Below are 25,297 nucleotides of genomic sequence, written 5' to 3'. Positions count from 1 at the left end.
GGGTGCTCGATCACATTGCGCTCGGGGCGCTCCTTGAACAGCCAGCCCGAAAAAACGCGATACCATTTGTCGTCGCGCTGATCCTGGACGGTCAGCTGGATGAAGGCGCCGGTTTCGGGCGGATCTTCCCACGGCGCGGTCTGCTCGCACGCACGCAACCGCACGATAACGCGGTCGACACGCGCCGATTCGCCGGGCTTCATCTCAAGGTCGCGGACCAGCCCGTTGCGCTTGTTGAGCAACCCCAGCACCGCGACGCGCTCGGCCATCGGCGTCGCACCTTCGATCCCGCCGACTTCCTGCGGGACGCTTGCGGATTTCGCGATCTGCGGCGTCTTGGCGCTGCCACCGGTTTTCGTCGCGCTCGGCGCCCCGTCGCAGGCCGCCAGCGTCGCCGCAGCCAGCACGGCCAGCCCAACAGTCGCAGTCAGCCGGGACACTGCGGCGCTCACTCGGCGCCGGGCCGCCAGGCCTCATAATCGCCGGTCGCTGCGGCGCGGCGTCCGCCGCGTTCGAGCGCACCTGCGGGGCGATAGGCGCCCGTGCTGCCGGTCAGGTTCGGCGTCGGCGCCTGCTCCCACGCGCGGGGCGCGGGCAACATGTCGGACGGCAGCTCGTCGAAGGTGTGATGCAGCCAGCCGTGCCATTCGGGGGGAACGCGGCTCGCGTCGTTCGCTCCGTTATAAATCACCCAGCGGCGGTCGCCCTTGCGCGCGCGAAAATAGCGATTGCCGAGGCCATCCTCGCCGACCTTTTCGCCGGTGCGCCAGCTGTTCAACAATGTGCCGACGGTCGCGCCGTCCCACCAGGTGAAAATCTTGCCCAAAATGCTCATGGCCGTGGCGTTTACAGGCAAGCCACCACGCTTCGCAAGCGCCAAACCACGCGCCCACGCTGTTTCACACGCGCTTCAACGCGCTTTCCACGTCACGACCGCATCCTCGTCAATGCCGAGCCGCGTGGCGGTGCCGCCGGCGAGCTCCAGCACCGCGCTCACCTCGCCACCGCTCGCGACGGGCTCGAGCGATTCGGGAATGGTGTTTTCAGCGATGCGGTCGATGCTTCCGTCGGCGCGGACGAAGATCATATCGAGCGGAATCAGCGTATTCTTCATCCAGAAGCTCGCGAATCGCGGCTTGGCGAAGGGAAAGACCATGCCGCCATCGGCAGGCAGGCTGGTGCGGAACATCAACCCCCGCTGCTGCTCCGCTTCGGTGCGCGCGACCTCGACGGTGAATTGATGAACCATATCGCCGTCGCGGATCGTCAGCGGGACCGTCGAAGGTCCTTCGGCCTTTTGGTTGCACGCCGCCAGCGGCAGCGTCATCGCCGCGGCCAGCGCCACCATCATCGCACGCATCGGCATTCCTTCTACCCGCTTGACCTTCCACCCGATGGGACAAGCCCGCCTAATCGAACATCCCGTCATCGTCCAGCGCCGCCAAAGCCTCATCATCCCCCGGCGCAATGGCAAGGATACGCCGCGCGAGGGCTAACGAATGGCCCGCGCGGGCAAAGGCCGCGACCTGCCGCTCGCGCTGCGCCGGATCGTCGATCACGCGCACCGCAAAGGGGCCGAATCGCCGCCGCCGGGCAAAGCCGATCGCGGCGCCCGTCGCGGCGCCTTGGGCCGTTTCGACCGCTTCACCCGAATCCTCCGGCGCGATGCCGTCGACCCAAAGCTGCGCTTTCACCCGCCCGACCCCCAAACCGCGCCGCGTCATTGCGGCGCCGCGCATCGCGGCATATTGGCGATCGTTCAGATACCCCAGCCCTTCCATCCGCAGCGTCACCGCCTCGGCCACCGCAAACGGATCGCTTTCGCCAACCCATTCCGATTCGCGGATTTTTCGGGTCAGATAGCGCGCCAATTTCGCCTTTGACGTCGCGAATCGCGCGACATAGGCGAGCGCCAGTTCATCGAGTCGCGCTGCGCCGAGTGACTTCCTGGACCGGTCGGATGGAGCGTGGCGGTTGGCCATATGCCATGTTTATGCCATAGTCAGGCCCGATTGAGAACGATCAGCGCCGCCATATCGGGCCATAAGAGCCCGAAAAAGGCGATTTTGTTCCAACAACCGGGGATCGCGCAAACAATCATGACGCAGAAAGATGACATGCTTGTTGCTGTGCGCCCCGCTTTCCGGGACCTAGCACCCAATATGACCGATATGATCACCATGGCCGAAGAGCTTGCTCCGACGCCGACCCTTTGCGCGCAACCGCGCCGCTTTTCCGATTTCGCCACCGTGGGCGAAGCGCTCGACTATGCCGCTAACGGCACGCGCGGGCTCAACTTCCACGACCCGCGCGGAAAGCTGGTGCGCCCCTATCCATATTCCGAGCTCAAGGCCGATGCGCTCGAGGCCGCCTATCGCCTTATCGCCGCCGGAGTGAAACCCGGCGACCGCATCGCGCTGATCGCCGAAACCGGCGCCGAATTCGCCGCGCTTTTCTTTGGCACCATCTATGCTGGCGCCTGGCCCGTGCCGCTGCCGCTGCCGACCAGCTTTGGCGGGCGCGACAGCTATGTCGGGCAATTGGTCGTTCAGCTGACCAGTTGCGACCCCACCATGCTCTTCTTCCCGCCCGAAATCGCCGCAATGGCGGTCGAGGCCGCCGAATCGCAGAATGTGCTGCCGGTCGACTGGAGCGCCTTCGCCGAACGTGCCGCGCCGGTCGCCGAGCTTCCGGCGCAGCAGTCGAATGAGACCTGCTACCTCCAGTACAGCAGCGGCTCGACGCGCTTCCCGCACGGCGTTGCGGTAACCCACGCCGCACTGCTCAACAATCTTGCCGCGCACAGCCATGGCATGGAAGTGCGCGACAGCGATCGCTGCATCTCGTGGCTCCCTTGGTATCATGACATGGGCCTCGTCGGCTGCCTGCTCTCGCCGGTCGCCAATCAGGTGTCGGTCGACTATCTGAAGACCGAAGATTTCGCCCGTCGCCCGCTCGCTTGGCTCGACCTGATCAGCCGCAACGAGGGCACGACGCTCAGCTATTCGCCGACCTTCGGCTATGACATTTGCGCACGCCGCGTTTCCAGCCAGACGCATGTCGCCGACCGTTTCGACCTGTCGCGCTGGCGCGTCGCAGGCAATGGCGCCGACATGATCCGCCCCGACGTGATGCAAAGCTTCGTCGACGCCTTTGCCGACGCGGGCTTTTGCGCCAGCGCCTTCCTGCCAAGCTACGGCCTTGCCGAGGCGACCCTCGCGGTCAGCATCATGCCCCCGGGCGAAGGCATTGTCGTCGAACTGGTCGAGGAAACCGAGCTGTCGGGCGCGGCGAACGACGCCGACCGCCCCACCCGCTACCGCGCCATCGTCAATTGCGGCCGCGCCGCGCGCGACATGGTGATCGAAGTGCGCGACGAAGCCGGAAATGCGCTGCCCGACCAGACCGTCGGCAAGGTTTGGTGCACCGGTCCGTCGCTGATGACCGGCTATTATCGCGACCCCGAATCGACCGCCGCCTGCCTGATCGACGGCTGGCTCGACACCGGAGATATGGGTTATTTGTCAGATGGTTACATATATATCGTTGGCCGCGCCAAGGATATGATCATTATCAACGGCAAAAATCACTGGCCACAGGATATCGAATGGGCGGTCGAACAGCTTCCCGGCTTCAAGTCGGGCGACATCGCGGCCTTTGCGATCACTGCGCCGGGCGGTGAGGAAACCCCTGCCGTGCTCGTCCAGTGCCGCACCAGCGACGATGCTGAACGCGCTGCGCTCCGCGAGACGATCCGCGACCGCGTCCGCGCGATCACCGGCATGAACTGCCTGATCGAACTGATCCCGCCGCGCACGCTGCCGCGCACCAGCTCGGGCAAGCTCAGCCGGTCGAAAGCGCGCGCGCAATATCTCGCTGGAGAAATCCAGCCCTTTGCCATCGCGGCCTGACGGGATATATTTGTCCCGTTAGGGGACAAAAAATTGCACCAGACGCGTGCCGTGGTTACTTTCAGGTAACCCGGCCCCGCTAAACTGATGTGGTGAAAAGCCTGACTGACCAATTGGCTGCCGATGATATTCCCGCGCGGACCCTGCTGGGGCTGGGGCCACGCGACGAAGATGTCGGCAAGCTCCGCCAGCTTCAACTCGCGCCGCTTCGCAACAAGGGGAAGTTGCGCCTGTCGATGGGCATCGCGCTGGCGCTGGTTGCCGGCTGCACCATGGCGGTTCGCTTGCCCCTGGCCATCGCTGGCGGCTGGGCTTTGGCCACGATGATCTTCGCCCTCTGGTCCCATCATCGCTTCCGCACACTTCCGTTCGGAGATCCCCGGCTGGCGGGTCTCGCCGAACACCGGCAGTGCAACCGCCATGCGATCTATGGCGCCATATTGTGGGGCGTGTCTTTCTGGCTACCCGGGGTCGCGCCGCCGCTCGACCATGTCCTGTCTATGTGGACAATCGCGCTGCTGGTGATGCTGATGCTCGCGATGGTGGCCCACAGCATCCCGATGGCCTGCATCCTGTTCATCGCGCCGGTCAGCCTCTCGGCCGCTGTGGCGCTGGTGCGCGCAGGAGCGCCGCAACTGGCAGGAATCGCGCTGATCGCCGGGCTACTGCTCTGCGTCTTCTGCGTTCGCTTTGCCCAGACCCATATCCGCTTCCGCCGTGCCGAGGAAACGCTGCACGAAAAAACCGAAACGGTCAGCCTGCTGCTCCGCGAATTCGAGGAAACCTCGGCCGACTGGCTGTGGCAAACCGACAATGCCCGCCGCCTCGTCCATGTATCGCCGCGCCTCGCTTTTGCGCTGGGCGCGAATGCGGAAGCGCTGGAGGGCACCCCGCTGCTTCAGGCCTTGTCGGGTGACGCATGGGAAACCGGCAATTTCCCCAAAGCGCTGCACGCGATGGCCGAACGGATGAAGCGGCGCGAAAGCTTTTCCAACCTGACCGTCCCGGTGACGATCGGCGGCAAGCCGCGCTGGTGGGAATTGTCGGCTTCGCCGCGCCTCGACGAAGGCGGCAAGTTCCTCGGCTTTCGCGGCGTCGGCTCGGACGTAACCGAACAGCATGCGACCGCCGAACAAATCGCCCGCATGGCGCGCTTCGACAATCTCACCGGCCTGCCCAATCGCCTCAGCCTGAACGAAGATCTCGCGCGCGCGCTGACCCATGCGCTGGAGGCCAAATCGCGCTGCGCGATGCTGATGATCGACCTAGACCGGTTCAAGGCGGTCAATGATACGCTGGGGCACCCCGTCGGCGACAAATTGCTCGCGCAGGTCGCGGCGCGGCTCAAGGGCATTTTGGATCGCGGCATGACCTGCGGCCGGCTGGGCGGCGACGAATTCGCGGTCATTCTCCACAATGTCCCGTCGGCCACCGCCGCCGAAGACCTTGCCAAGCGGATCATCGTCGCGATCAGCCGACCCTATGTCGTCGACAATCACCAGCTGTTCGTGGGCGCCAGCATCGGTTTCGCAATCGGCCCGCAGGACGGCGCGACGGTCGAAACGCTGACCCGCAACGCCGACCTTGCGCTCTATAAATCCAAGGATCGCGGCGGCAATGTCGCCGCCGGCTATGTCGCCTCGCTGCATGCCCAGGCCGAGGAACGGCGGGTGATGGAACAGGAATTGCGCGGCGCGCTCGAGCGCGGCGAATTCGAGCTTCATTATCAGCCGGTCGTCACCGCGACCGACGGCACCCTCAACGGCTTCGAAGCGCTGATCCGCTGGCGCAACCAGAAACTCGGCAATGTGTCGCCGGGTCGCTTCATCCCGCTGGCCGAGGATGCGCGCCTGATCTCGCCGATCGGCGAATGGGTGCTGCGCACCGCCTGCCATGAAGCGATGAAATGGCCATCGAACCTCAAGGTCGCGATCAACGTGTCGGCCGACCAGCTCACCGACCCCAATTTCGCCTCGGTCGTCGTCTCGGCGCTCGCGCAAAGCGGCCTGCCCCCCCAGCGACTGGAAATCGAAGTCACCGAAAGCGTCTTCCTGCGCGACGGCGGCGGCGCGGCGCAGTTGCTCGACCAGCTGATCGGACTCGGCATCCGCCTCAGCCTCGACGATTTCGGCACCGGCTATTCGTCGCTCGGCTATCTTCGCAAGACCCAATTTTCGACGATCAAGGTCGACCGCAGCTTCGTCGTCGGCGCCGCAAAGGGCAGCATCGAATCGATCGCGATCATCCGCGCCGTCGTCGCGCTCGCCGACAGCCTCGGCATGTCGACCACTGCCGAAGGCGCCGAAACCGAGCTTGAAGTCGAAACGATCCGCGCGATGGGGTGCAGCAACATCCAGGGCTATTATTACGGCCGCCCGATGCCCGCCGCCGATGTGCTGACGCTGTTCAACCGGCCCGCTTCACTGGCGATCGCCGCGGCCTGAGACGACAGGCCGAGCAGCGCGCGCGACGAGCTGAAAAGATTAACAAAAACTTCCGCCGCTCACCGCACGACGGATGCAACTCACCGCGAGACGGGTGGTGGAATGGAACCATCGTGGCAAAGACGCTCCAACGCTTGAAGACAAGCCACAAGGGGTCGCAATCCATGTCCAATCGTCGTTTTCTGGGTGCCGCTGTCGCGTCCATGATGATGCTAGCCGGCATGTTGACCAGCGCCCCCGCCATCGCCCGCGACTATCTGCAATGCGTTCCCTTCGCCCGCGCCGAATCGGGCGTCGAAATTCAGGGCAATGCAAAAACCTGGTGGGCGCAGGCGGCCGGAACCTATGAGCGCGGCGAAGAACCCCGTCAGGGCGCCGTCATGGCTTTTGCCGGCACGCGCGGCATGCCATACGGCCATGTTGCCGTAGTCAAGAAGGTCCTCAGCGACCGCGAAATCCTGATCGACCATGCCAACTGGTCACCGATCAACGGCCGCCGCGGCCAGATCGAACGCAATGTCCGCGTCGTCGACGTCAGCAGCAATGGCGACTGGAGCATGGTCCGCGTCTGGTACGCCCCGATCGGCGACCTTGGCCTGCGCGCCAACCCGGTGCAGGGCTTCATCTACGCCAATGGCGACGGCCGCGAATCCGCCCCCCAGCGCCGTGCATTCGACGAGCCCAATTGGGCAAAGAATAACTGGAAGCCCGGCAACGGCCTCGAAATCGTCGTCGCCTCGCTCGGCGGCTAAGTCCGAGCCGCCTCACCATTTCTCTCAAAGAAGCGCTGCCCTAAGGCGCGCCGACGCAATGCCAGCCCATTGGGTGAAACCAAGGACGGCTGCGAAACCGATCCCCGCGCACGGATGCCCGGCCTTCCAGCTCGATAAATTACGCAAGCCCCGGCCCGCTCGCGGGGACGCCAGCAATATCCGGTCCGGTCGCAGCGGGGCGGGCCTCTCCGGCCTCCGGCGTGCACGATGGCGCGCCTCGCCCCCAGCCCCTCCCGCAAGCGAGAGGGGTGGCTAACGGTCAGGCTTCTTCGCTGCCTTCGCCCTCGGCGTCGGCCTTGTCCTCGAACCAGGCTTCGACCGGGCCCGACAGCTTGATCGTCATCGGCTGACCAAAGCGGTCCTTCGACTTGCCGGCGGCGACACGAATCCAGCCTTCCGAGATCGAATATTCCTCGACGTCGGTGCGCTCCTGCCCCTTGAAACGGATGCCGATGCCGCGCTGCAGCACGTCCATGTTGAAATGCGGCGAACGCGGGTTGGTCGACAGATGGTCGGGAGGGGTGTCGGTCATCTCAAAAAATCTCCAATGGCTGCCGCGCGGCTAGGCGAGCGCCCCCCCGAAATCAAGCGTCACGCGGTCGCGCCCAACCGCTGCGAGGCAGCAGACGATGCCAAAGCCCCGCAAGCGTATCAAATAGAACCAATTTGGCAGTATTTTACCTGTACCAAAATGGATCAGCAGAGACCGCCCTTCACCCACTACGAGGGCCTTCAGAGACAAAATATATCAAATATCGAAATTTTTACTTAGCAAAAATACTAGGAAAAATAATGATTTGATGGTTAAATTGCGCGAATGTCGACTGTTAACCACCTAATTTGCGGGAACTTTCATTCGATTGCGCTATTCTTCGACTCAGGGACCAATTCCCCGCGAAGGAGATTGCTCATGCGTTCGTCACGTCTCGAGTTTCGCCCTGCCCACCTCATCCTCATCCCGGCATGCCTCGCGCTCGCCGCCTGCGAATCGTCAGGCAGCTATCGCGTCGGTAGCGTCGGCACCGGTGGATCCACTGGCGCCGCCGGTCCGCAGGGCGCGGCTGGCCCGGCCGGTCCAGCAGGCCCGACCGGTGCCACTGGCGCCACCGGCGCGACCGGTGCGACCGGCGGTAGCCTGGCCCTCGGCAATGCCGGCGCCCTTGCCGTCGGCGGGCTGGTTGGCCCCGGTGGCGTCGCCGGCACCGGCCTGCTCGCCAACACCGGCGATCGAGCCAGCGTCAATCCGGTGATCGGCGGAGTGCTCGTCAAAACGGGCGGCCTCGTCAATGTCGTCGCCGACAAGAGCCTGTTGCTCGCCAACGCGGTCGACAGCAAATTGCCCGGCGGCACCAATCTTGTCGGCACCGTCGTCGGCGTCGTCAAAAGCACCGGGGTCGCGCTGGTCCAGACCGGTACTGGTCAGCAATATCTGGTCGATGGCCTTGCCGCTGCGCCCGGCCAGCTGATCACCGCGACGATCGGCAAGGCAACCGCGGTCGGTTCGCCCTCTGCCTCGCCGTTGATCGGCGCCAGCCTCTTGTCGCCCACCCAGACCGGCGGATCGCTGCTCACCGTCGGCGTTGGGTCCGGCGGCCAGTTGGTGACCGTCCAGCCCGGCAGCGGCGGCAATCTGCTCGGCGCCATCGCGACGCCCGCCGGCGGCGCAACGGGCAATCCCGTCGCGCTGGTCGGATCGACCGTTACCACGGTGACGGGGACACTCGCTCAGGTCGCGGGTGGCGCAACCGGCGGCGCCACGGGCGGCGGCGGCAATGCCGTCACCGGCCTCGTAACGGGGGTTACCGGCACCGTCGGCGGCGTGCTCGGCGGCGGCGCCACGGGCGGCAATGCCGTTACCGATACCGTCACGGGCGTCACCGGCACCGTCGGTGGCCTGCTGGGCGGCCTGAAGCCAAAGGGCGGCAACTGAGCCGCTCGCTGCGCAGTCTGCGCAGCGCCTGGACCGCGGCGGCGACAGGAGCATTGCTCCTTCCCGCCGCGACCTCGGCAGCGCAGCCGGCCGCCACCCCGCTCGACGGACGGCCGCCGCTTTCGCCCTCTGACAACCGCCGCGATCCGCTGCCCGATCCCGAAAGCGCGAATCTCTCGCTCGGCAAGGTCGAGCTCGGTGCACGCAGCGATATCATCATCCGCGAGATTCGCTTCGTCGGCGCCGGCGTTCCCGCCAATGTCGCACGCGCCGCGCAACGCTTCGTGGGCAAGCCTGCATCGGCGGATAATCTGGCCCGGCTCGCCGGCGTGATGACCCGCGCCTACAGCCGCTCGAGCGTCGCGCTCTTCACTCTCGTGATCCCCGAACAGGATCTGTCGGAGGGTGTCGTCACCGTCGCCTCGGCCGAAGGTCATGTCGGCGCGGTCACGCTGAGCGGCGAGCGGAACAGCGGCCCCGCGCCGTTGATCGCGAAAATGGCCGGCACCTTGCCCGGCCAGCGCCCGCTGCCGCGCGCGCGTTTCGAACGCGTACTCGGCAATATCGGCGATATTCCCGGCGTCACCGTCACCCCGACCCTCGCCCTCTCCGGCGAACCCGGTGCGGTCGTGCTCGACCTCGCGGTCGATGCCAAAAAGCCGACGATTGGCCTGGGTTTCACCACCCGCACCAGCCGTTTCGTCAATGACGGAATCGTCGAGGCGAACGCCCGCGGTTCCAGCCTGCTGCGCAGCGGCGACGAAACGCGACTGACCGGCGCCGCTGCGCTCAACTTCAAATCCCTGCTCTATCTCGCCGCCAATCATTCGAGCCCGATCGGGATCGGCGGCACTCGTGCGGAAATTTCCGGCGCTGCGCTGCGAACCCGTCCGGTGGGGCTGGCGGTCAACGGCGAGGCGTGGAGCGGGGGCGTCGGCATCACCCATCCGATCATCCGTGCGACACGCCGCAATCTGACGCTCGCGGCGCGGCTCGACTATCTCGATTCGCGCAACGCGCTGTTCGGATCGACGATCGCCGCCGAAAAGACCTGGACCGCGAGCAGCAGCCTCGCTTTCCGGTTCAGCGAGGATCGCACCGTGCTGGGCGCGCGCATCGGCGCTTCGCAAGGCCTTGGTTTCGCGGGGGCGCGCGTCGACCCCGACGTCGGCGAGGAAGATTTTCTCTATGCCGATGGCGGGCTGGAGGCGAATCAGGCGGTCGGCAAGGCCGCCGTTATCCGCGTCGCCGCAACCGGACGTTGGACACGCGACCGTGTTCCGGCGGCACAGCGTTTCAGCGTCGGAGGCGCCACCTTCGGCCGCGCCTTCGACGACGGGCTCGTCAACGGCGACCGCGGCGTCGCAGGCTTCACCGAAGTCGCACTGCGCCCCCTGCGCAACGGAAAGCTCGCCAAAAGCGAAATCTATGGTTTCGCCGACTATGCCGATGTGACGCTGCTCGCGCGTCCGGGGATACCGCAAACCGGCTTCCAGCTCGGCAGCTGGGGCGGCGGAGTGCGCCTCGCCTATGCCGAATATGCCAATATCGGGGTCGAAGTCGCCGACGCGTGGAAACAGCCGGTGCCGGGTTTCGATCAGGGCTGGCGGGTGGCGCTCAGCTGGAAATTGTCGCTCCGACCCTGACCGTCTGCGGCGACAAGCGCGGCTTCGGCCACCCCGATCCGCTCGACCGCAGGATAAAGATCCTCATTCTCGCGCTCGATCCGTATCGCAAGCAGGCCAAGAACGGCGCGCGTCTCGTGGCAAAAGCCGGGCCAATCGGCGGCGACCATATCCTCGGTCCATTTGCTGTCATAAACCTCAAAATCGTCGGCAATATCGCCCATCTCCGCGACAAATTCGCACGCCATCCGGATCAGCGCCGCGTCGCCGCTCGCCTTCAGCCGCGGATAGAGTACCCAATCTTCGCATTTCAGGTGACGCACCAGCGTATCGCGTAGCATCCCGCGCACCGAGCAAAGCTCGGTCGGTCGCGGCGGGTCTGGCTGATCGACAAGGTCCATCAGGATGCGTGACAAGGTCGCCAGCGCATCATGTTCGGCACGCAACCGACGCATTTCATGTCCGATAGACATAGAGGTCTCCCGCTTCGAGTGGCCCCTCGGATATTAGGTTAGCTGCGGATGGTGAAAAGAGGGTAAAATCGCGGTCGTCACCGGATTGGCAGCAATCGCTCGCGGCAGGATCAGCCGGACCGCCAGTCCGCCAAGCTCGCTGTCCTCCAGCACCAGATCGCCGCCCATCGCGCGTGCCGTCTTGAGCGCGGTCGCCAGCCCCAATCCTGCGCCACCCGCACGGCTTCCCCGCGCGCTATCGAGACGGCGGAACGGCAATAACGCCTCGGCGCGTTGTTCGGCGGCGATACCGGGGCCATCATCCTCGACCGTCACGACAATATAATCCGCCTCCGCATCGTCGAGCGTCACCACGATACGCCCTGCATGGCGGCGCGCATTGTCGATCAGATTGCCCAGAATCCGCTTGATCGCCAGCGGCCGCGCCGTGACGAGACATTCGTCGGGCCCATGACAGGCAATGTCGTCGCCCATATCGGCGGCGCTGTCGGCGAGGGTCGCGACGAGCGCGGCAAGGTCGATCAACCGCGCCTGCTCATCCTCGCCGCTGCGCACATAATCGAGCGTCGCGTCGATGAAATGCTCCATCTCGCTGAGGTCGGCGGCGATCGCATCCTGCGCTTCGCGGTCCGCGATCATCGACGCACGCAGGCGCAGCCGCTGGATCGGCGTGCGCAAATCATGCGAGACAGCGACGAGCGCGTGGGCCTGATCCTCCAACGCCTTCACCAATCGCGTCTGCATCGCGGCAAAGGCCGTCGCGACCCTTTGCACTTCGGGCGGCCCTTCCGCTTCGAACACCCCCGCTACGCGCATCCCGGTGGCGTCGGCCGCTTCGGCGAGCTTGCGCAACGGGCGCACCAGCCGGTGGATCATCAGCAACGCGATCCCGAGCACGGTCGCCATCAACAGCATATGGAGAAGCACAACGGTCGCCGGATGCGGCGGCGCGCCCAGATAGGGGCTGACGCGAAAGCTGATATAGGACCCGTCGGCCAGCCGCAGCGCCCCGACCAGATCGCGCGCGCCCGCATCGGTCGATGGCATCAAAGTCAGCCGCAATTCGCGCTTCGCCAGCGTCGGCTCCGCCTCGACCAGTCGCGCGCGCATCGCCGACAATTGCGCGAACGCCGGGCTGAAATCGGTGATCACCGTCCGCGGCACCCAGTTGAGCGCGGCGCCGTCACCCGTCAGATCATGCATCAGTCGTTCGCGATCGCGCGGAATACTGGCCAGCGCCACGCGCTCGCCCTCGACCAGCCGCGTGGCAATCCGCTGCACCTGCTCGGCCGGAACCAGCTCGCGTTCCTGCCAGCGGTGCAGCGCGACATTGCCCAGAAATTCGAGCGCGACGGCGCAGACCAGCACCAGCGCGATCCGTCCGACCATGCCCAGCCGCGCAAGCCCCATGCTCAGGCGACGGTCACATCGGCGGCGAACATATAGCCGACCCCGCGCACGGTGCGAATCAGCGGCCGCGACTTGCGGCCATCGCCGAGCTTGCGGCGCAGGCGGCTGATCAGCACGTCGACGCTGCGGTCGGTCGACGACCCCACGCGACTGCGCGCCAGTTCGAGCAGGCGATCGCGCCCGATCATCCGTTGTGGATAACGCACGAGCGCGAGCAGCAATTCATGCTCGGCGGCGGTCAGCTCGACTTCGGCCCCCGACGGCGCAATCAGCTCGCGGCGCCGCGCATGATAATTCCAGCCCGCGAAATCGAAGCGCTCGGGCGCCGGAATGTCGAGCGGGACATGGACGTCATGCGCCCGCCGCAGCACCGCGCGCACCCGCGCCAGCACCTCCGACCGCCCGAACGGCTTGGCGATATAATCGTCCGCCCCCAGGTCGAGCCCCGCAACCCGGTCGCTTTCCTGCCCGCGCGCGCTGATCATGATGATCGGTACGCGACTGCGCGCCCGGATCGTCCGGCACAGATCGAGCCCATTCTCGCCGGGCAGCATGATGTCGAGCAGGATCAGGTCGATCTTTCGCTCGCCCAGCGTTGTTGCGAGCTCGGCACCGTCGGCCGCCCCCGTCACGTCATATCCGCACTCGCGCAGGATGCGCGCGAGCAGCGTCCGCACCCCGGCATCATCGTCGACCACGACGATATGGTGCGGGATCGCGGGCGCGCGCGGGATCGGCCCCGGCACTGCTTGATCGATGACGGCCGTTTGTAACAAAATATTGCTCCCGCGCTGCGTTAGCATCTTCGCGATTGACCCGGCGCCCCGTCCGCACCAGTTCGCCCCGCAAATGTCAAATGATAATTATTCGCATTATCGGGGGTATCTCATGATCAAGTCGATTCTTTCGCCCGCCGCGCGCGGCGCCAGCGCCGCCGCCATCGCGGCCTTTCTCGCCACGCCCGCCGCCGCAACCGTGGACGACGCGCCGGGCAGCGACATCGTCGTCACCGCCGCAGGCTATGAACAGAAGATCACCGATGCGCCCGCCAGCATCACCGTGGTCACCGCCGAGGAGCTGCGCCAGCGTCCGTATATCACGCTGATCGACGCGGTGCGCGACATCGAGGGCGTCGATGTCGGCGAGACTTCGGACAAGACGGGGCAGCGGACGATCAGCATTCGCGGCATGGGGTCCGACTATACGCTCATCATGATCGACGGCCGGCGCCAGAACAACCATGGCGACATCTATCCGAACAGCTTCGGCGGCAACCAGTTCAACCATATTCCGCCGCTCGATACGATCGAACGCATCGAAGTCATCCGCGGCCCCGCATCGACGCTCTATGGCGCCGACGCGCTCGGCGGCGTGATCAACATCATCACCAAAAAGGTCCTCGACCGCTGGAGCGGATCGGCGACCTTCGGTCGCAGCATCCAGGAAGACAGTGACTTCGGCGACGACATGACCTTCGACGCCGCCGTCAGCGGCCCCATCGTGCCCGGCCTCATCGGCGTGAAACTGCGCGGATCCTATTACAAGCGCTATCCGTCGGAACCCGACTTCGCGCCGGTCGTCGATCCCGCCGGCGTGTCGCACGTCCGCGGCCTCGGCTTCGGCGGCGGGGGCAAGACGGTGCAGAACACCAACCGCAGCTATGGCGGCTCGATCAATTTCACGCCCTCGCCCGACCACAGCTTCACCTTCGACATCGATTATTCGAAGCAGGCCTATGACAACACGCCGATCGTCGACCCCGACACCGGGGTAATCACCTATCCGCTCGGTACGCTCGACGGCATCGAAAGCATCTGGCGCGCCAGCGGCGGCGTGGTGCAGCCGCGCGTCGGCTATACCGAAAATCAGGTCTTCGACCGCCTGAGCTGGGCCGCGACGCACCATGGCGACTGGGGCTTTGCGCGCAGCTTCCTGTCGTTCGCCTATATCGAGACGAACAACAAGGGCCGCACCATGCCCTTCTCGGTCGCCGAACGGCAGCTCCTGCAACAGATGTTCAGCGGGACGGGTGCCTATGCCGGCATGCCGACCGCCGCACGCCGCGCGCTGGCCGAGCAGACCTTCCTGCCGCGTCCGCTCCGCACGCTTGAAAGCGCACAATATACGCTCGATGGCCGCATCGACATTCCCGTCGACCTCGCCGGCCGCCACAATTTCGTGATCGGCGGCCAGTATATCGACGGCACGCTCGACGACGGCGTGTTCGGGCTCGAAGCCGCGGTCGGCGGCATCAAGGCGGTGCAGGACCACAAGATCTGGTCGCTGTTCGCCGAGGACAACTGGACGCCGTTCGAGGGCTTTTCGATCACCGGCGGCGTCCGCTACGACGATCACAACCTCTTCGGCGGCCACTTTAGCCCGCGCCTTTACGCCAATTACAGCATCACCCCGACCCTGACGGTCAAGGGCGGCGTCAGCACGGGATACAAGACCCCCAAGACCACCGATCTTTACGACGGCATCCGCGGCTTCGGCGGTCAGGGCACCAGCCCCTTCATCGGCAACCCCGACCTCAAGCCCGAAACCAGCGTCAACAGCGAGGTCGCGCTTTACTGGAACCCGACCGCCGCCAGCGGCTTCAACGTCACCCTGTTCCACAACAAGTTCAAGGACAAGATCGACACGACGCTCGTCCGGCCGTGCGCCGTCACCAACTTCGTGCGTCCCTGCGCCAACCTTGGCGATTACTGGACGGTCCTCGGGCTCGGGAGCTCGATCAGCATCCCGTTCAACATCGACAAGGCGCGGATCAAGGGCGCCGAAGTCGCCGGCCGCTACGAATTTTTCGACGGCCTCTCGCTCCGCGCCAACTATACCTATACCGACAGCAAGCAGTTGACCGGCACGTCGAAGGGCCAGCCGCTCACCCAGTCGGCCAAGCATATGGCCAATGTGACGATCGACTGGGAACCGCTCGACGGACTGTCGACGCAGCTTTCGGCCGAGCATCGCTCGCGGCGCTATCGCGGCGTCGCGACCAATGGCGACCATCTCTATTACAACAGCTACACCGTGGTGAACTTCGGCGCCCAATATCGCCTGAACGACCATCTGACGCTCAGCGGCCGGGTCAACAATCTGCTCGATCAGGATTTCCGCGCCTATGACGTCGACTTCGGCGATCCGGTGAACGGCGCCTACACCCCGACCTACATCGATCATTACAACAACAAGGATAAGGCGCGCAGCTATTGGGTCAGCGTCAACGCACGCTTCTGATCCGGTCAGGGGCCGGGGCTTGGCGCTCCGCCCCCCTGGTCGTCCCCCGCGTCCTTCGCGGCGCGCTGGCGCGGCGGCCGCTTCTTCACCTCGGCGACAGCACCCGGCACCACCGCATCCAGCGGCAACGCCGGCGTCGCCTCGCCGCGCGCCTCGGCCGCCTCGATCCATTCGCGATAAACCTCGGGAATCGCGGCCCCCGCCTGCACCCAGTCCGCCTCGCCCGCCATGCGCAGCCCCGGCTCGGCATCGGACAACCCCTCGCCGAGTTGCAGCGGCCCCCAATAGGGCGCATCGCGCTCGTCCAGCCGCACCAGCGGCGTATCGACATCATCGATCTGCACCGCGATCCCCTCGGCGCCGCCCCCGGCGATCGCCGCATCGATGTCGCGCCGCCGTTCGGCAAGCGCCAGCAGCGCCGCGTCAATCTCCGCCACCGCCTGCGCGTCGAGCGTCGCCCCACCGAAGCCCTCCAGCACTCCCGCTGCGCCGTCCTGCCGCGCGCCCGGTCCCGCCCCGCCGGTTCCGCCGTCGCCCATTCCGCCATCGCCATGGATCACCGTCCGCACCGTCGTCGTCGACGCCTCGGCCGCCGCCGCCGCGCCGCCCTCCCCGACGCCGCTCACCGCGCCCGCGCGGGTCGAAAAATAGTTGATCGTCGTGCGCTTGCCGCCCGCATCCTGCCCGTAATGGCGCAGGCAGAACATCAACAGGGCGTCATTGTGCCGCCGCCGGAACCCCATCAGCTTGCCCGCCACGAACACCGGCTCCAGATAGCCGTCGATCGCGCGTTCGAACGCCACATCCTTCAGCCGCGCCAGCCCGAAATCGAGCGCCGCCTCCCACGCCCGCCGGAAACTCTCCGCCCCCGGTGCGCGCCGCAGCGTATAGCAGTTCGTCTGCGCCATATTGACCATCGCGGCAGCGCGGCTGACCGATCCGGTATCGGCAAGCGCGGCGATAAACGCCCGCTGCCGTTCGGGCGTCCACCCGTCATGACGAAATTTGCGCGGCACCGGCTCGAATTCGGGAAGCGGCGCCCGCCCCTCGGGCGCCACGGGTATCCGGTTCTGCATATCCTGCCCTCCTGCTCCAGCGGCGCGCCGTACCGCCCATGACGAGCGAAGCCGGGACCGCGGCCAAACCAGACAGAATATGTCAGCCGGAGATTTTGTAGGAAAGCGATTTGTTTATGGTTTGTTCTATTTTGATGAATGTCGATTTCGCCGCGACCATCACCTTCTGACGGTGACAATCAATGCGTCCTGACCCTAAGCCGCCGATCGTTCCTGATCGAATCGTTGCCTGGCGGCGTCCACTTCCGCCAGATTATCACGCGTCCATGCGCAAATGACGCTGGCGGCGGACAGAAAACTGCGGCCGAGCGGTGAGAGCGAATACTCAACCTGTGGAGGCGCCGTCGGAAGGACGCGCCGCACCACCAGCCCATGCCGTTCCAGCACGCGCAGCGTTTGTGTGAGCATTTTTTGGCTGATCGGTACGGCGCGGCGGCGCAATTCCGAGAATCGCAATGTTCCTTCGCCAAGTATGTACACCGTCAGCAAGGACCATTTATCCGCGACGAGCCCCATGATCTCGATCGTGAGTTTCGGATAGGCTTCCATAGTAGATGACATGGTGGTTTCCATTGGGTTCCTACAGCACTTTCAGGTGCCTGATTGCGAATGGCGACATAAGATCTCACAGAAGCATACAGGCCTTTAAGGCTCATGCAATCTCAGGAGAAAATGGATGAAAATCCTCGTTGTCGGCGGGACGGGAATGATTGGCGGACATGCCGCATTGCATCTGCAATCGCTCGGTCACGATCTGACCATCGCGGCGCGGAAGCCAGCCGCCGCAGGGTCGGCGCTCGCAGAGCTGCCCTTTCTCGCCGGTGACTATGTCGCCAATGATTTTACCCGGGAGGAGCTGAGCGGTTTCGATGCCCTCGTCTTTGCCGCCGGTAATGATGTCCGCCATGTGCCAGCCGACGAGGATGCAGATGCCCATTGGGTGCGCGCCAATGCGAAAGGGGTGCCGCGCTTCTTCGCGGCGGCGCGCGATGCCGGGATTCGCCATGCCGTCAATGTCGGCAGCTTCTATCCCCAGGCCGCTCCCGATGTGCTGCCGTCCAGCTCCTATGCGCGGTCTCGAAAAATGTCGGATGACGGTGCTCGCGCGCTGGCGTCGCCCGAGTTCCGGGTGATGAGCGTCAATGCGCCCTTTGTTGTGGGCAGCGTGCCCGGCCTCGTCGTTCCGATGTTCGAAGCCTATACGCGCTATGCCGAAGGGCTTTTTGCACCGATGCCCGCATTCGCTCCCCCCGGCGGTGTCAATTTCATCTCGGCGCAATCGCTTTCCGAAGCGATCGCCGGAGCCCTGGAGCATGGGCAATCGGATGTCGCCTATCTCGTTGGGGACGAGAATCTGACCTATCAGGATTATTTCGGTCATTTCTTCCGGGCGGCCGGAAAGGACGCGCCACCGATCATCGACCAGGAGCATCCGATGCTTCCCGACGCGGCACTTCTGGCCGGGCGGGGCAATAGCATTTTTTACGAACCCGATCCCGCCGAGGCCGCGCTGCTGGGCTATCGCCGGAATGACATTGCGCGAACGGTCGATGAGATCGTCTCCCAATATCGCACAAAGGCATAGGAGGTGACGGACATGACCATTCAGCAGGTGATCGATCAGGCCGCGCTGCGGCAAACGGCCGAGCTTTACGCGCAGGGTGCGGATCGCCGCGACAAAAAGCTGTGGGCAGACATCTTAACCGATGACTGCGTTTTGGAAGGGCCGGGATTTACGCTCTCCGGCCGCGATGCGGTGCTTACCAGTCTGGACGTGCTGGCGACCATGTACACGGCGACCCAACATCGCATCCACAATCAGACCGTCACCATTACCGGCGATACCGCGCTCGGCGAGACCTATTGCACGGCGGACCATATCAGCCAGCAGGATGGACGTAAGGAATCGCTGAGCTGGGCGATCCGCTATCAGGACCAATGGCGCCGCGAGGATGGGGTGTGGCGTTTCTGCGATCGCAAATTGCTCCTCGATTGGGAGGAGAGACGCGCGCTCTGAGGGGGGCTTGGCGGGGATCGGAGGGCGATAGCCTCCGGCTAACCGCTCGCGTCGCTCGTAGCGTCCGCTTCCAGCCGAAGCAGATAGACATGCTCGCCGTCGAGTACCGTATCGCCATGCTGGTTGGTCACGCTCGCGCGCATCGTGACGAGGCCGGTCGTGCGCTGCGGCTTGAGTTCGGTGATTTCGAGGAGCGGGTACAGCGTGTCGCCGGGAAAGACGCTTTTCAGGATGCGCGCGCGCACCTCGATCATGCCGATCAGCGCGGTGCCGATTTCGTGCGGAAAGGTGCCCGCGCCGGCGGCGGTGAAGCAGAGGATCTGAAGCCCGTGCGCCAGCGGCCCCGGAAACCCGAGCGCGCGGCAATATTCCCCGTCATAATGGATCGGATGATTGTCGAGGCTCACCGCCTGAAAGGCCACGAAATTCGCGTCGCCGAGCGTCCGCGACGGGAGCGGATAGAGATCGCCAACCCTCAGGTCGGCAAAACCCTTAGCGGGCACCAGCCGGTGGCGCGTGTAAACCTCAGGCAACATCGGTGTGCCGGTCATGCGGCCGATGCGCCGAAGGAAACCGTTACCTGCGCCATGCCAAGCACAGCGGCATCGACCGCCTCGACGGTCGAGGCCAGCGGATAAAGCTCGCCATCCTCGCGCTCGATCCGCTCGGCCAGCGCGCCCAATATGCCCTTGGTCGCGGCGCAATAGCCTGGCCAGTCGGCGGCGATCGCATCGGGCAGCCATTGACGGCTATAATTGCTGAACGCTTCGGAAATATGGCCCATTTCGTCGGCGAAATTCTGCGCCGTGATGGCCAGTTGCCGATCGTCGCTGGCGAGCATCGAGGGGTAAAGCACCCAATCCTCGCGCTTCAGATGGGCGATCAGCTGGTTGCGCAATTGGGTGCGCGCGCCATGGAAATCATCGAGCGCCGCGCGATCGGTCGGGAATGACCCGTTCAGATGGCGTCCCAATGAGGCAGCCAAGGCGAGCAGCCGGCTATGCTCGCTCGTCAGTCGCTCGATTTCTGCACGCATCGTCATTGCCGCTCCCTCCATCGCTGATGGGCACAGGCGTATCGCGGCGATGTGAAGAAAGATTGAACCAGGCGGTCAGGCCAAACCGCGCCGGGGAAAGGCGCCAGGGCCGGAGCCCTGGCGCGCTTGGTCAGGCCGCTTTCTTGCGCGAGGCTTTCTTGCGCTCGTTCGGGTCGAGGATCGCCTTGCGGATGCGGATATTCTTCGGCGTCACTTCGACCATTTCATCATCGTCGATATAGGCGATCGCCTGTTCCAGCGTCATGCGGCGCGGCGGGGTGAGGCGGATCGCGTCATCCTTGCCGGTCGAACGAAAGTTGGTGAGCTGCTTCGACTTCATCGGGTTGACTTCGAGGTCGTCGGGCTTTGCATTTTCGCCGATGATCATCCCTTCGTACAGCGCCTCACCGGGCGAGACGAACAGGATGCCGCGCTCTTCGAGCGGGCCGAGGGCATAAGCAACGGCTTCGCCATTGCCGTTCGAGATCAAAACGCCATTTTTGCGGCCTTCGATCGGGCCTTTGTGCGGGCCGTACTTCTCGAACAGACGGTTCATGATCCCGGTGCCGCGCGTGTCGGACAGGAATTCGCCATGATAGCCGATCAGGCCGCGCGACGGACCGCTGAAGGTGATGCGGGTCTTGCCGCCGCCAGACGGACGCATGTCGGTCAGGTCGGCCTTGCGGATCTGCATCTTCTCGACAACCGTGCCGCTATGTTCGTCGTCGACGTCGATGACGACGGTTTCATAAGGCTCGGTACGCTTACCGTTTTCGTCTTCACCGAAAAGCACGCGCGGGCGGCTGATCCCGAGTTCGAAGCCTTCGCGGCGCATCGTTTCGATGAGCACGCCGAGCTGAAGCTCGCCGCGGCCCGCGACTTCAAAGCTGTCCTTGTCGGCGCTTTCGGTGATGCGGATCGCGACATTGGTTTCGGCTTCGCGCGTCAGGCGATCGCGGATCATGCGGCTCGTAACCTTGCTGCCTTCGCGGCCCGCCATCGGCGAATCGTTCACGGCAAAGCGCATCGACAGCGTCGGCGGATCGATCGGCTGCGCGGCGATCGGCTCGGTGACGCTCGTGTCGGCGATGGTGTTGGCGACGGTCGCAAGCGCGAGGCCCGCGATCGCGACGATGTCACCCGCCTTGGCTTCCTCGACGGGAACACGCTCAAGCCCGCGGAATGCCAGCAGCTTCGACGCGCGGCCGGTCTCGATCACCTTGCCGTCCATGTCGATCGCGTGGATCGGCTGGTTGACCTTGATCGTCCCCGACTGGACGCGGCCGGTCAATATGCGACCGATGAAATTGTCGCGGTCGAGCAGGGTCGCGAGGAAGGTGAAGGGACCATCCTCGGGCAGGCCCGGGGTCGGGACGTGCGACACGATCGTCTTGAACAAAGGTTCGAGCGTGCCTTCGCGCGCTTCGGGGTCTTCCGAGGCGTAACCGCCGCGGCCCGAGGCATAAAGGATCGGGAAATCAAGCTGTTCGTCATTGGCTTCGAGCGTCAGGAACAGTTCGAACACTTCGTCGAGCACTTCGGCGGCGCGCGCGTCGCTGCGGTCGATCTTGTTGACGACGACGATCGGCTTCAGGCCCAGCGCGAGCGCCTTGCCGGTCACGAATTTGGTCTGCGGCATCGGGCCTTCGGCGGCATCGACGAGCAGGATAACGCCATCGACCATGCTCAGGATACGCTCGACCTCACCGCCGAAATCGGCGTGGCCCGGGGTGTCGACGATATTGATCCGCGTCAGGTCGGCGCCTTCGCCCCACTCGACACTGGTGCATTTGGCCAGAATGGTAATCCCGCGCTCTTTTTCCAGATCGCCCGAATCCATCGAGCGTTCTTCAACGCGCTGGTTGTCGCGGAAGGTGCCCGACTGGCGGAAAAGCTGATCGACGAGGGTGGTCTTGCCATGATCGACGTGCGCGATGATGGCGATATTGCGCAAAGACATGCGGATGTGGCCTTGATGAAGGGGGCAGCGCGCAGGGCGCCGCGAAACGCCGCGCCCCTAACAGAAGAGGTGCTGCGGCGCAACAAAATTGCCGGGCTCACGCAATTTGTCAATCTTCGTCCACATTGCCCAGGGCAACCCGTCACAAGTTTCAATAATTATTGAAACTTTAGAAATGAAAGCGTATCGATGCGCCATGAATATATCCCCTGATTCCCCAGCGCTCTCTCCATCTTCGCCGTTCCGGCTCTCCCCGCTTGCGCAGGCGTTCGTCCTGCATTTCGGCGAGATGGGGAGTCGCTGGGGGATCAACCGCACCGTCGGGCAGATTTACGCGATGCTCTTCCTCGCCGAAGTGCCGCGCCACGCCGAGGAAATCAGCGAAGCGCTGAGCCTGTCGCGCGGCAGCGTGTCGATGGGCCTCAAGGAACTCGCCAGCTGGAACCTCGTCCAGCTCCGCCATCTGCCCGGCGACCGCCGCGACTATTATGAGACGCCGCGCGACGTGTGGGCGATCTTCCGCACGCTGGTCGAGGAGCGCAAGAAGCGAGAAATCGACCCGACGCTGTCGATGCTGCGCGGGCTGCTGATCGAACCCGCACACGACCCCGCCGATCAACATGCGCAAGAACGCATCGCGGCGATGCACGAACAAATCGAACTACTCACCGACTGGTATGCCGAAATGCGGAGACTCGACAATGAACGCCTGCTCCAGCTTTTGCGTTTGGGGTCGCATGTGGTAAAGGCATTGGAGTTCAAGGATCGAATACTTGGGCGGAGCGGCGCCCAGGCCGACAGCGACTTTCTGTCAGACAGGGGGCGGTAGACATGGACGCGTTCGACCCGTTGATCCTCGCGCGCATTCAATTTGCCGCGAACATCAGTTTCCACATCTTGTTTCCGACGATCACCATCGCGCTCGGCTGGGCGCTGCTCGGATTCAAGCTCGCCTATAATCGCACCGGCAACGACGCGTGGATGGACGCCTATCGCCTGTGGGTGAAGATTTTCGCGCTGAGCTTCGCGATGGGGGTCGTCTCGGGCATCACGATGAGCTTCCAGTTCGGCACCAACTGGCCGGGCTATATGGAACGCGTCGGCAATGTCGCCGGGCCGCTGCTCGCCTATGAGGTACTCACCGCCTTCTTCCTCGAAGCCGTGTTCCTCGGCATCATGCTCTTCGGTTTCCGCCGCGTCCCCAATTGGGTCCACACCATGGCGACCTGCCTCGTCGCGGGCGGCACGACCCTGTCGGCCTTCTGGATCATCGCGCTCAACAGCTGGATGCAGACCCCCGCGGGTTTTGAGCTGCGCGACGGCATCGTCCATGCGACCGACTGGTGGGCGATCATCTTCAACCCGTCGATGCCATACCGGCTGATGCACATGCTGCTCGCCTCGGCGCTCACCGTCTCCTTCCTGATCGCCGGAATGAGCGCATGGCGCTGGCTAAAGGATGGCGGCGGCGAAGGCGTGCGGCGCACATTAAAGGCCGCCGTCTATGCCGCCGCGCTGCTGATCCCGGTGCAGATTTTCGTCGGCGACATGCACGGGCTCAACACGCTCGAGCATCAGCCGCAAAAGGTCGCGGCGATGGAGGCGAATTGGGAAACGCGCAGCCATGTCCCGCTCGTCCTCTTTGCCATCCCCGACGAAAAGGCGCGCACCAATCATCTGGAAATCGCCGTCCCCTCGGGCGCCAGCCTGATCCTGAAGCATGAGGCCGCGGGCGTCGTCCCCGGGCTCAATGATTATGAGGGCAATCATCCGCCGGTCGGCCCGCTGTTCTGGGGCTTCCGCATCATGGTCGGGATCGGGATGCTGATGCTGCTCACGTCATGGGCCGCAAGCTGGACGATCGGACGGCGCGGGGTTGATGCGCTGCCGCGCTGGCTCGCCCGCGCGCTGGTCGCGATGACCTTCTCGGGCTGGCTAGCAACGCTCGCGGGTTGGTATGTCACCGAAATCGGCCGCCAGCCGTGGCTCGTCACCGGCGTCCTCAAGACCGCCGACGCCGTCGGGCCGGTTGGCGCGGGAATGGTCGCCAGCTCGCTCGCGCTCTACCTCATAGTCTATGTCGTGCTGCTCGCCGCCTATATCGCGGTGCTGTACCGTCTCGCGAAACTAGGCAAGGCGGCGCCCGAGGCCAAGCCGATGTTCCCCCTTCCCGGCGGCGGCGAAGGCCCGGCCGAAGCGCTGGAGGTAAAGTCATGACCCCCTTTTTCGACGCCTGGTGGCTGCCCGTGATCTTCGCCGGGCTGATGGGCCTGTCGATCCTGCTCTACGTCATCCTCGACGGTTATGACCTCGGTGTCGGGATGCTGACGCGGCTGGAGAAGGACGAGAATCGCGACCTGATGGTCGCCTCGATCGGCCCCTTTTGGGATGCCAATGAGACGTGGCTGGTGCTAGGCATCGGATTGCTGCTCGTCGCCTTTCCCGTCGCGCACGGGCTGATCCTGACCCAGCTTTACCTGCCCGTCGTGTTGATGCTCGTCGCGCTGATCCTGCGCGGGGTCAGCTTCGAATTCCGCGCCAAGGCGCCGCCCGAACAGAAGCATCGCTGGGACAGCGCTTTTTTCTATGGCTCGCTGATCACCGCGCTGTGTCAGGGCTATATGCTCGGCGCCTATGTGCTGGGGTTCGACCAGAGCCTCGCCTCGGTGCTCTTCTGCCTGCTCGCCGCGCTCGGCCTTGTCGCGGGCTATCTCTTCGTCGGCGCGTGCTGGCTGATCTACAAGGTCGAGGGCGAGCTGCAAAAGCGCGCGGTGCGCTGGGCCGAAGTCACGCTCTGGCTGACCGCGCTCGCAATGGCGATCATCTCGATCGCGACCCCGATGCTGTCGGAGCGCATCTTCGAACGCTGGTTCCGCCTGCCCGAGATTATCGCGCTGCTGCCGATCCCGATCGCCGCCGCGACCCTGTTCATCGGCCTCGCCATCTTCCTGCGCCGCCCGCTACGCGCGAAGGACGAGCTGTCATGGGTACCGCTCGCAACCGCAGGCGTGCTGTTCGCGCTCGGTTTCGTGGGCATCGCCTATAGCTTCTACCCCTATCTGATCGCCGACCGGCTCGACATCTGGCAGGCGGCGGCGAGCCCTGAATCGCTGATGATCATCCTTGCCGGTGCGGTGTTCGTGTTGCCGGTGATCCTGGGTTATTCGATCCTCGCGCACTGGATCTTCCGGGGGAAGGCGACGCATCTCAGCTATGATTGAGGCGGGTGAGCTAGCCTTCTCTGCGGCGGATTGGATCACCGGGCAGAGGATGGATGTCCGCTTTGGGGTGATGGGGTGGACGCCCCCCGGCGGCATCGATGTGCCATAGTGGAGGTGTTGTCACACCACTAGAGGAGGCGTCCGTGTCGGAAGTTAGCATAATCGGTCTGGATATCGCGAA

At 64.6% G+C, this 25,297-nt stretch carries 23 protein-coding genes and 1 pseudogene; 11 read left to right on the top strand and 13 right to left on the bottom strand.

What is annotated here, in order from left to right:
• Positions 1-32: 32 nt before the first annotated feature.
• The 4 genes and pseudogenes from CDQ91_RS21760 to CDQ91_RS17565 form a co-directional block, all read right to left on the bottom strand.
• Positions 33-203 (bottom strand): annotated as a pseudogene (locus tag CDQ91_RS21760) (DUF2155 domain-containing protein); the annotation flags it as partial.
• 245 nt (positions 204-448) lie between these two features.
• Positions 449-835 (bottom strand): NADH:ubiquinone oxidoreductase subunit NDUFA12, encoded by a 387-nt coding sequence (locus CDQ91_RS17575; RefSeq protein WP_088474002.1) that lies wholly within the window; start codon positions 833-835, stop codon positions 449-451.
• A 75-nt stretch (positions 836-910) separates the two neighbouring features.
• On the bottom strand, positions 911-1,360 hold the full coding sequence (locus tag CDQ91_RS17570) for a DUF192 domain-containing protein (RefSeq protein ID WP_164499273.1): 450 nt from the start codon (positions 1,358-1,360) through the stop codon (positions 911-913).
• A 49-nt stretch (positions 1,361-1,409) separates the two neighbouring features.
• Positions 1,410-1,982: a regulatory protein RecX gene (locus CDQ91_RS17565; protein ID WP_088474001.1), complete on the bottom strand. Its 573-nt coding sequence runs from the start codon at positions 1,980-1,982 to the stop codon at positions 1,410-1,412.
• 180 nt (positions 1,983-2,162) lie between these two features.
• On the opposite strand from CDQ91_RS17565, the gene CDQ91_RS17560 reads away from it, so the two are divergent.
• The 3 genes from CDQ91_RS17560 to CDQ91_RS17550 all read left to right on the top strand — a co-directional run bounded on the left by CDQ91_RS17560 (position 2,163) and on the right by CDQ91_RS17550 (position 7,107).
• Positions 2,163-3,911 (top strand): fatty acyl-AMP ligase, encoded by a 1,749-nt coding sequence (locus CDQ91_RS17560; RefSeq protein WP_088474092.1) that lies wholly within the window; start codon positions 2,163-2,165, stop codon positions 3,909-3,911.
• A gap of 92 nt (positions 3,912-4,003) precedes the next feature.
• A complete protein-coding gene (locus CDQ91_RS17555) occupies positions 4,004-6,355 on the top strand; it encodes a putative bifunctional diguanylate cyclase/phosphodiesterase (protein ID WP_088474000.1) in 2,352 nt (783 codons plus the stop codon).
• 164 nt (positions 6,356-6,519) lie between these two features.
• Positions 6,520-7,107: a CHAP domain-containing protein gene (locus CDQ91_RS17550; protein WP_088473999.1), complete on the top strand. Its 588-nt coding sequence runs from the start codon at positions 6,520-6,522 to the stop codon at positions 7,105-7,107.
• A gap of 280 nt (positions 7,108-7,387) precedes the next feature.
• Here CDQ91_RS17550 and CDQ91_RS17545 read toward each other — a convergent pair whose 3' ends face one another.
• On the bottom strand, positions 7,388-7,660 hold the full coding sequence (locus CDQ91_RS17545; protein WP_088473998.1) for a DUF3297 family protein: 273 nt from the start codon (positions 7,658-7,660) through the stop codon (positions 7,388-7,390).
• Between the two features lie 378 nt (positions 7,661-8,038).
• On the opposite strand from CDQ91_RS17545, the gene CDQ91_RS17540 reads away from it, so the two are divergent.
• Positions 8,039-9,058 carry a hypothetical protein gene (locus CDQ91_RS17540; RefSeq protein ID WP_088473997.1) on the top strand — a complete coding sequence of 340 codons (1,020 nt, stop codon included), beginning with the start codon at positions 8,039-8,041 and terminating at the stop codon, positions 9,056-9,058.
• A gap of 53 nt (positions 9,059-9,111) precedes the next feature.
• Entirely contained in the window at positions 9,112-10,704 is a 1,593-nt protein-coding gene (locus tag CDQ91_RS17535) for a ShlB/FhaC/HecB family hemolysin secretion/activation protein (protein ID WP_088473996.1), read from the top strand.
• Here CDQ91_RS17535 and CDQ91_RS17530 read toward each other — a convergent pair.
• Genes CDQ91_RS17530 through CDQ91_RS17520 form a run of 3 tightly spaced genes read right to left on the bottom strand, consistent with a single transcriptional unit; the run spans position 10,656 to position 13,312 of the window.
• Positions 10,656-11,156, bottom strand: a complete 501-nt coding sequence (locus CDQ91_RS17530; protein ID WP_088473995.1) for a hemerythrin domain-containing protein — start codon at positions 11,154-11,156, stop codon at positions 10,656-10,658. The genes CDQ91_RS17535 and CDQ91_RS17530 overlap by 49 nt on opposite strands.
• Before the next feature lie 33 nt (positions 11,157-11,189).
• Positions 11,190-12,545 (bottom strand): ATP-binding protein, encoded by a 1,356-nt coding sequence (locus CDQ91_RS17525; protein ID WP_144036815.1) that lies wholly within the window; start codon positions 12,543-12,545, stop codon positions 11,190-11,192.
• Positions 12,546-12,568: 23 nt separating this feature from the next.
• Positions 12,569-13,312, bottom strand: coding sequence for a response regulator (locus CDQ91_RS17520; protein ID WP_237246038.1), 744 nt, complete (start codon positions 13,310-13,312; stop codon positions 12,569-12,571).
• Positions 13,313-13,454: 142 nt separating this feature from the next.
• Here CDQ91_RS17520 and CDQ91_RS17515 point away from each other — a divergent pair, with 142 nt between their 5' ends.
• A complete protein-coding gene (locus tag CDQ91_RS17515) occupies positions 13,455-15,806 on the top strand; it encodes a TonB-dependent receptor domain-containing protein (protein WP_088474091.1) in 2,352 nt (783 codons plus the stop codon).
• Positions 15,807-15,811: 5 nt separating this feature from the next.
• Here CDQ91_RS17515 and CDQ91_RS17510 read toward each other — a convergent pair whose 3' ends face one another.
• Both CDQ91_RS17510 and CDQ91_RS17505 read right to left on the bottom strand, forming a co-directional pair.
• Positions 15,812-16,882, bottom strand: coding sequence for a hypothetical protein (locus CDQ91_RS17510; RefSeq protein WP_088473992.1), 1,071 nt, complete (start codon positions 16,880-16,882; stop codon positions 15,812-15,814).
• 195 nt (positions 16,883-17,077) lie between these two features.
• Entirely contained in the window at positions 17,078-17,455 is a 378-nt protein-coding gene (locus CDQ91_RS17505) for a winged helix-turn-helix transcriptional regulator (RefSeq protein WP_237246033.1), read from the bottom strand.
• 103 nt (positions 17,456-17,558) lie between these two features.
• On the opposite strand from CDQ91_RS17505, the gene CDQ91_RS17500 reads away from it, so the two are divergent.
• Positions 17,559-18,467 carry an NAD-dependent epimerase/dehydratase family protein gene (locus tag CDQ91_RS17500; RefSeq protein WP_088473990.1) on the top strand — a complete coding sequence of 303 codons (909 nt, stop codon included), beginning with the start codon at positions 17,559-17,561 and terminating at the stop codon, positions 18,465-18,467.
• A 12-nt stretch (positions 18,468-18,479) separates the two neighbouring features.
• The gene (locus CDQ91_RS17495) at positions 18,480-18,899 is read left to right on the top strand and encodes a nuclear transport factor 2 family protein (protein ID WP_088473989.1); all 420 of its coding nucleotides are present in this window, start codon (positions 18,480-18,482) and stop codon (positions 18,897-18,899) included.
• A 38-nt stretch (positions 18,900-18,937) separates the two neighbouring features.
• On the opposite strand, the gene CDQ91_RS17490 is transcribed toward CDQ91_RS17495, so the two are convergent.
• The 3 genes from CDQ91_RS17490 to typA all read right to left on the bottom strand — a co-directional run bounded on the left by CDQ91_RS17490 (position 18,938) and on the right by typA (position 21,895).
• Positions 18,938-19,450, bottom strand: coding sequence for a MaoC family dehydratase (locus CDQ91_RS17490; protein ID WP_237246032.1), 513 nt, complete (start codon positions 19,448-19,450; stop codon positions 18,938-18,940).
• Positions 19,447-19,941, bottom strand: coding sequence for a hemerythrin domain-containing protein (locus CDQ91_RS17485; RefSeq protein ID WP_158213718.1), 495 nt, complete (start codon positions 19,939-19,941; stop codon positions 19,447-19,449). Before CDQ91_RS17485 ends, CDQ91_RS17490 begins: the two co-directional genes overlap by 4 nt.
• Before the next feature lie 124 nt (positions 19,942-20,065).
• On the bottom strand, positions 20,066-21,895 hold the full coding sequence (gene typA, locus CDQ91_RS17480; RefSeq protein ID WP_088473987.1) for a translational GTPase TypA: 1,830 nt from the start codon (positions 21,893-21,895) through the stop codon (positions 20,066-20,068).
• A gap of 196 nt (positions 21,896-22,091) precedes the next feature.
• On the opposite strand from typA, the gene CDQ91_RS17475 reads away from it, so the two are divergent.
• From CDQ91_RS17475 to CDQ91_RS17465, 3 genes are read left to right on the top strand one after another with little or no spacing between them, the layout of a single operon-like run.
• Positions 22,092-22,724 carry a GbsR/MarR family transcriptional regulator gene (locus CDQ91_RS17475; protein WP_088473986.1) on the top strand — a complete coding sequence of 211 codons (633 nt, stop codon included), beginning with the start codon at positions 22,092-22,094 and terminating at the stop codon, positions 22,722-22,724.
• 2 nt (positions 22,725-22,726) lie between these two features.
• Positions 22,727-24,112: a cytochrome ubiquinol oxidase subunit I gene (locus tag CDQ91_RS17470; protein ID WP_088473985.1), complete on the top strand. Its 1,386-nt coding sequence runs from the start codon at positions 22,727-22,729 to the stop codon at positions 24,110-24,112.
• The gene (locus tag CDQ91_RS17465; protein ID WP_088473984.1) at positions 24,109-25,116 is read left to right on the top strand and encodes a cytochrome d ubiquinol oxidase subunit II; all 1,008 of its coding nucleotides are present in this window, start codon (positions 24,109-24,111) and stop codon (positions 25,114-25,116) included. The genes CDQ91_RS17470 and CDQ91_RS17465 overlap by 4 nt, the downstream gene beginning before the upstream one ends.
• Positions 25,117-25,297: the final 181 nt, after the last annotated feature.

It is taken from the genome of Sphingopyxis witflariensis (genome assembly GCF_002205635.1).
Classification (GTDB): Bacteria; Pseudomonadota; Alphaproteobacteria; order Sphingomonadales; family Sphingomonadaceae; genus Sphingopyxis; species Sphingopyxis witflariensis.
Note: the sequence above shows the minus strand (reverse complement) of the source record. Positions and strands in the feature narration are given on the sequence as shown.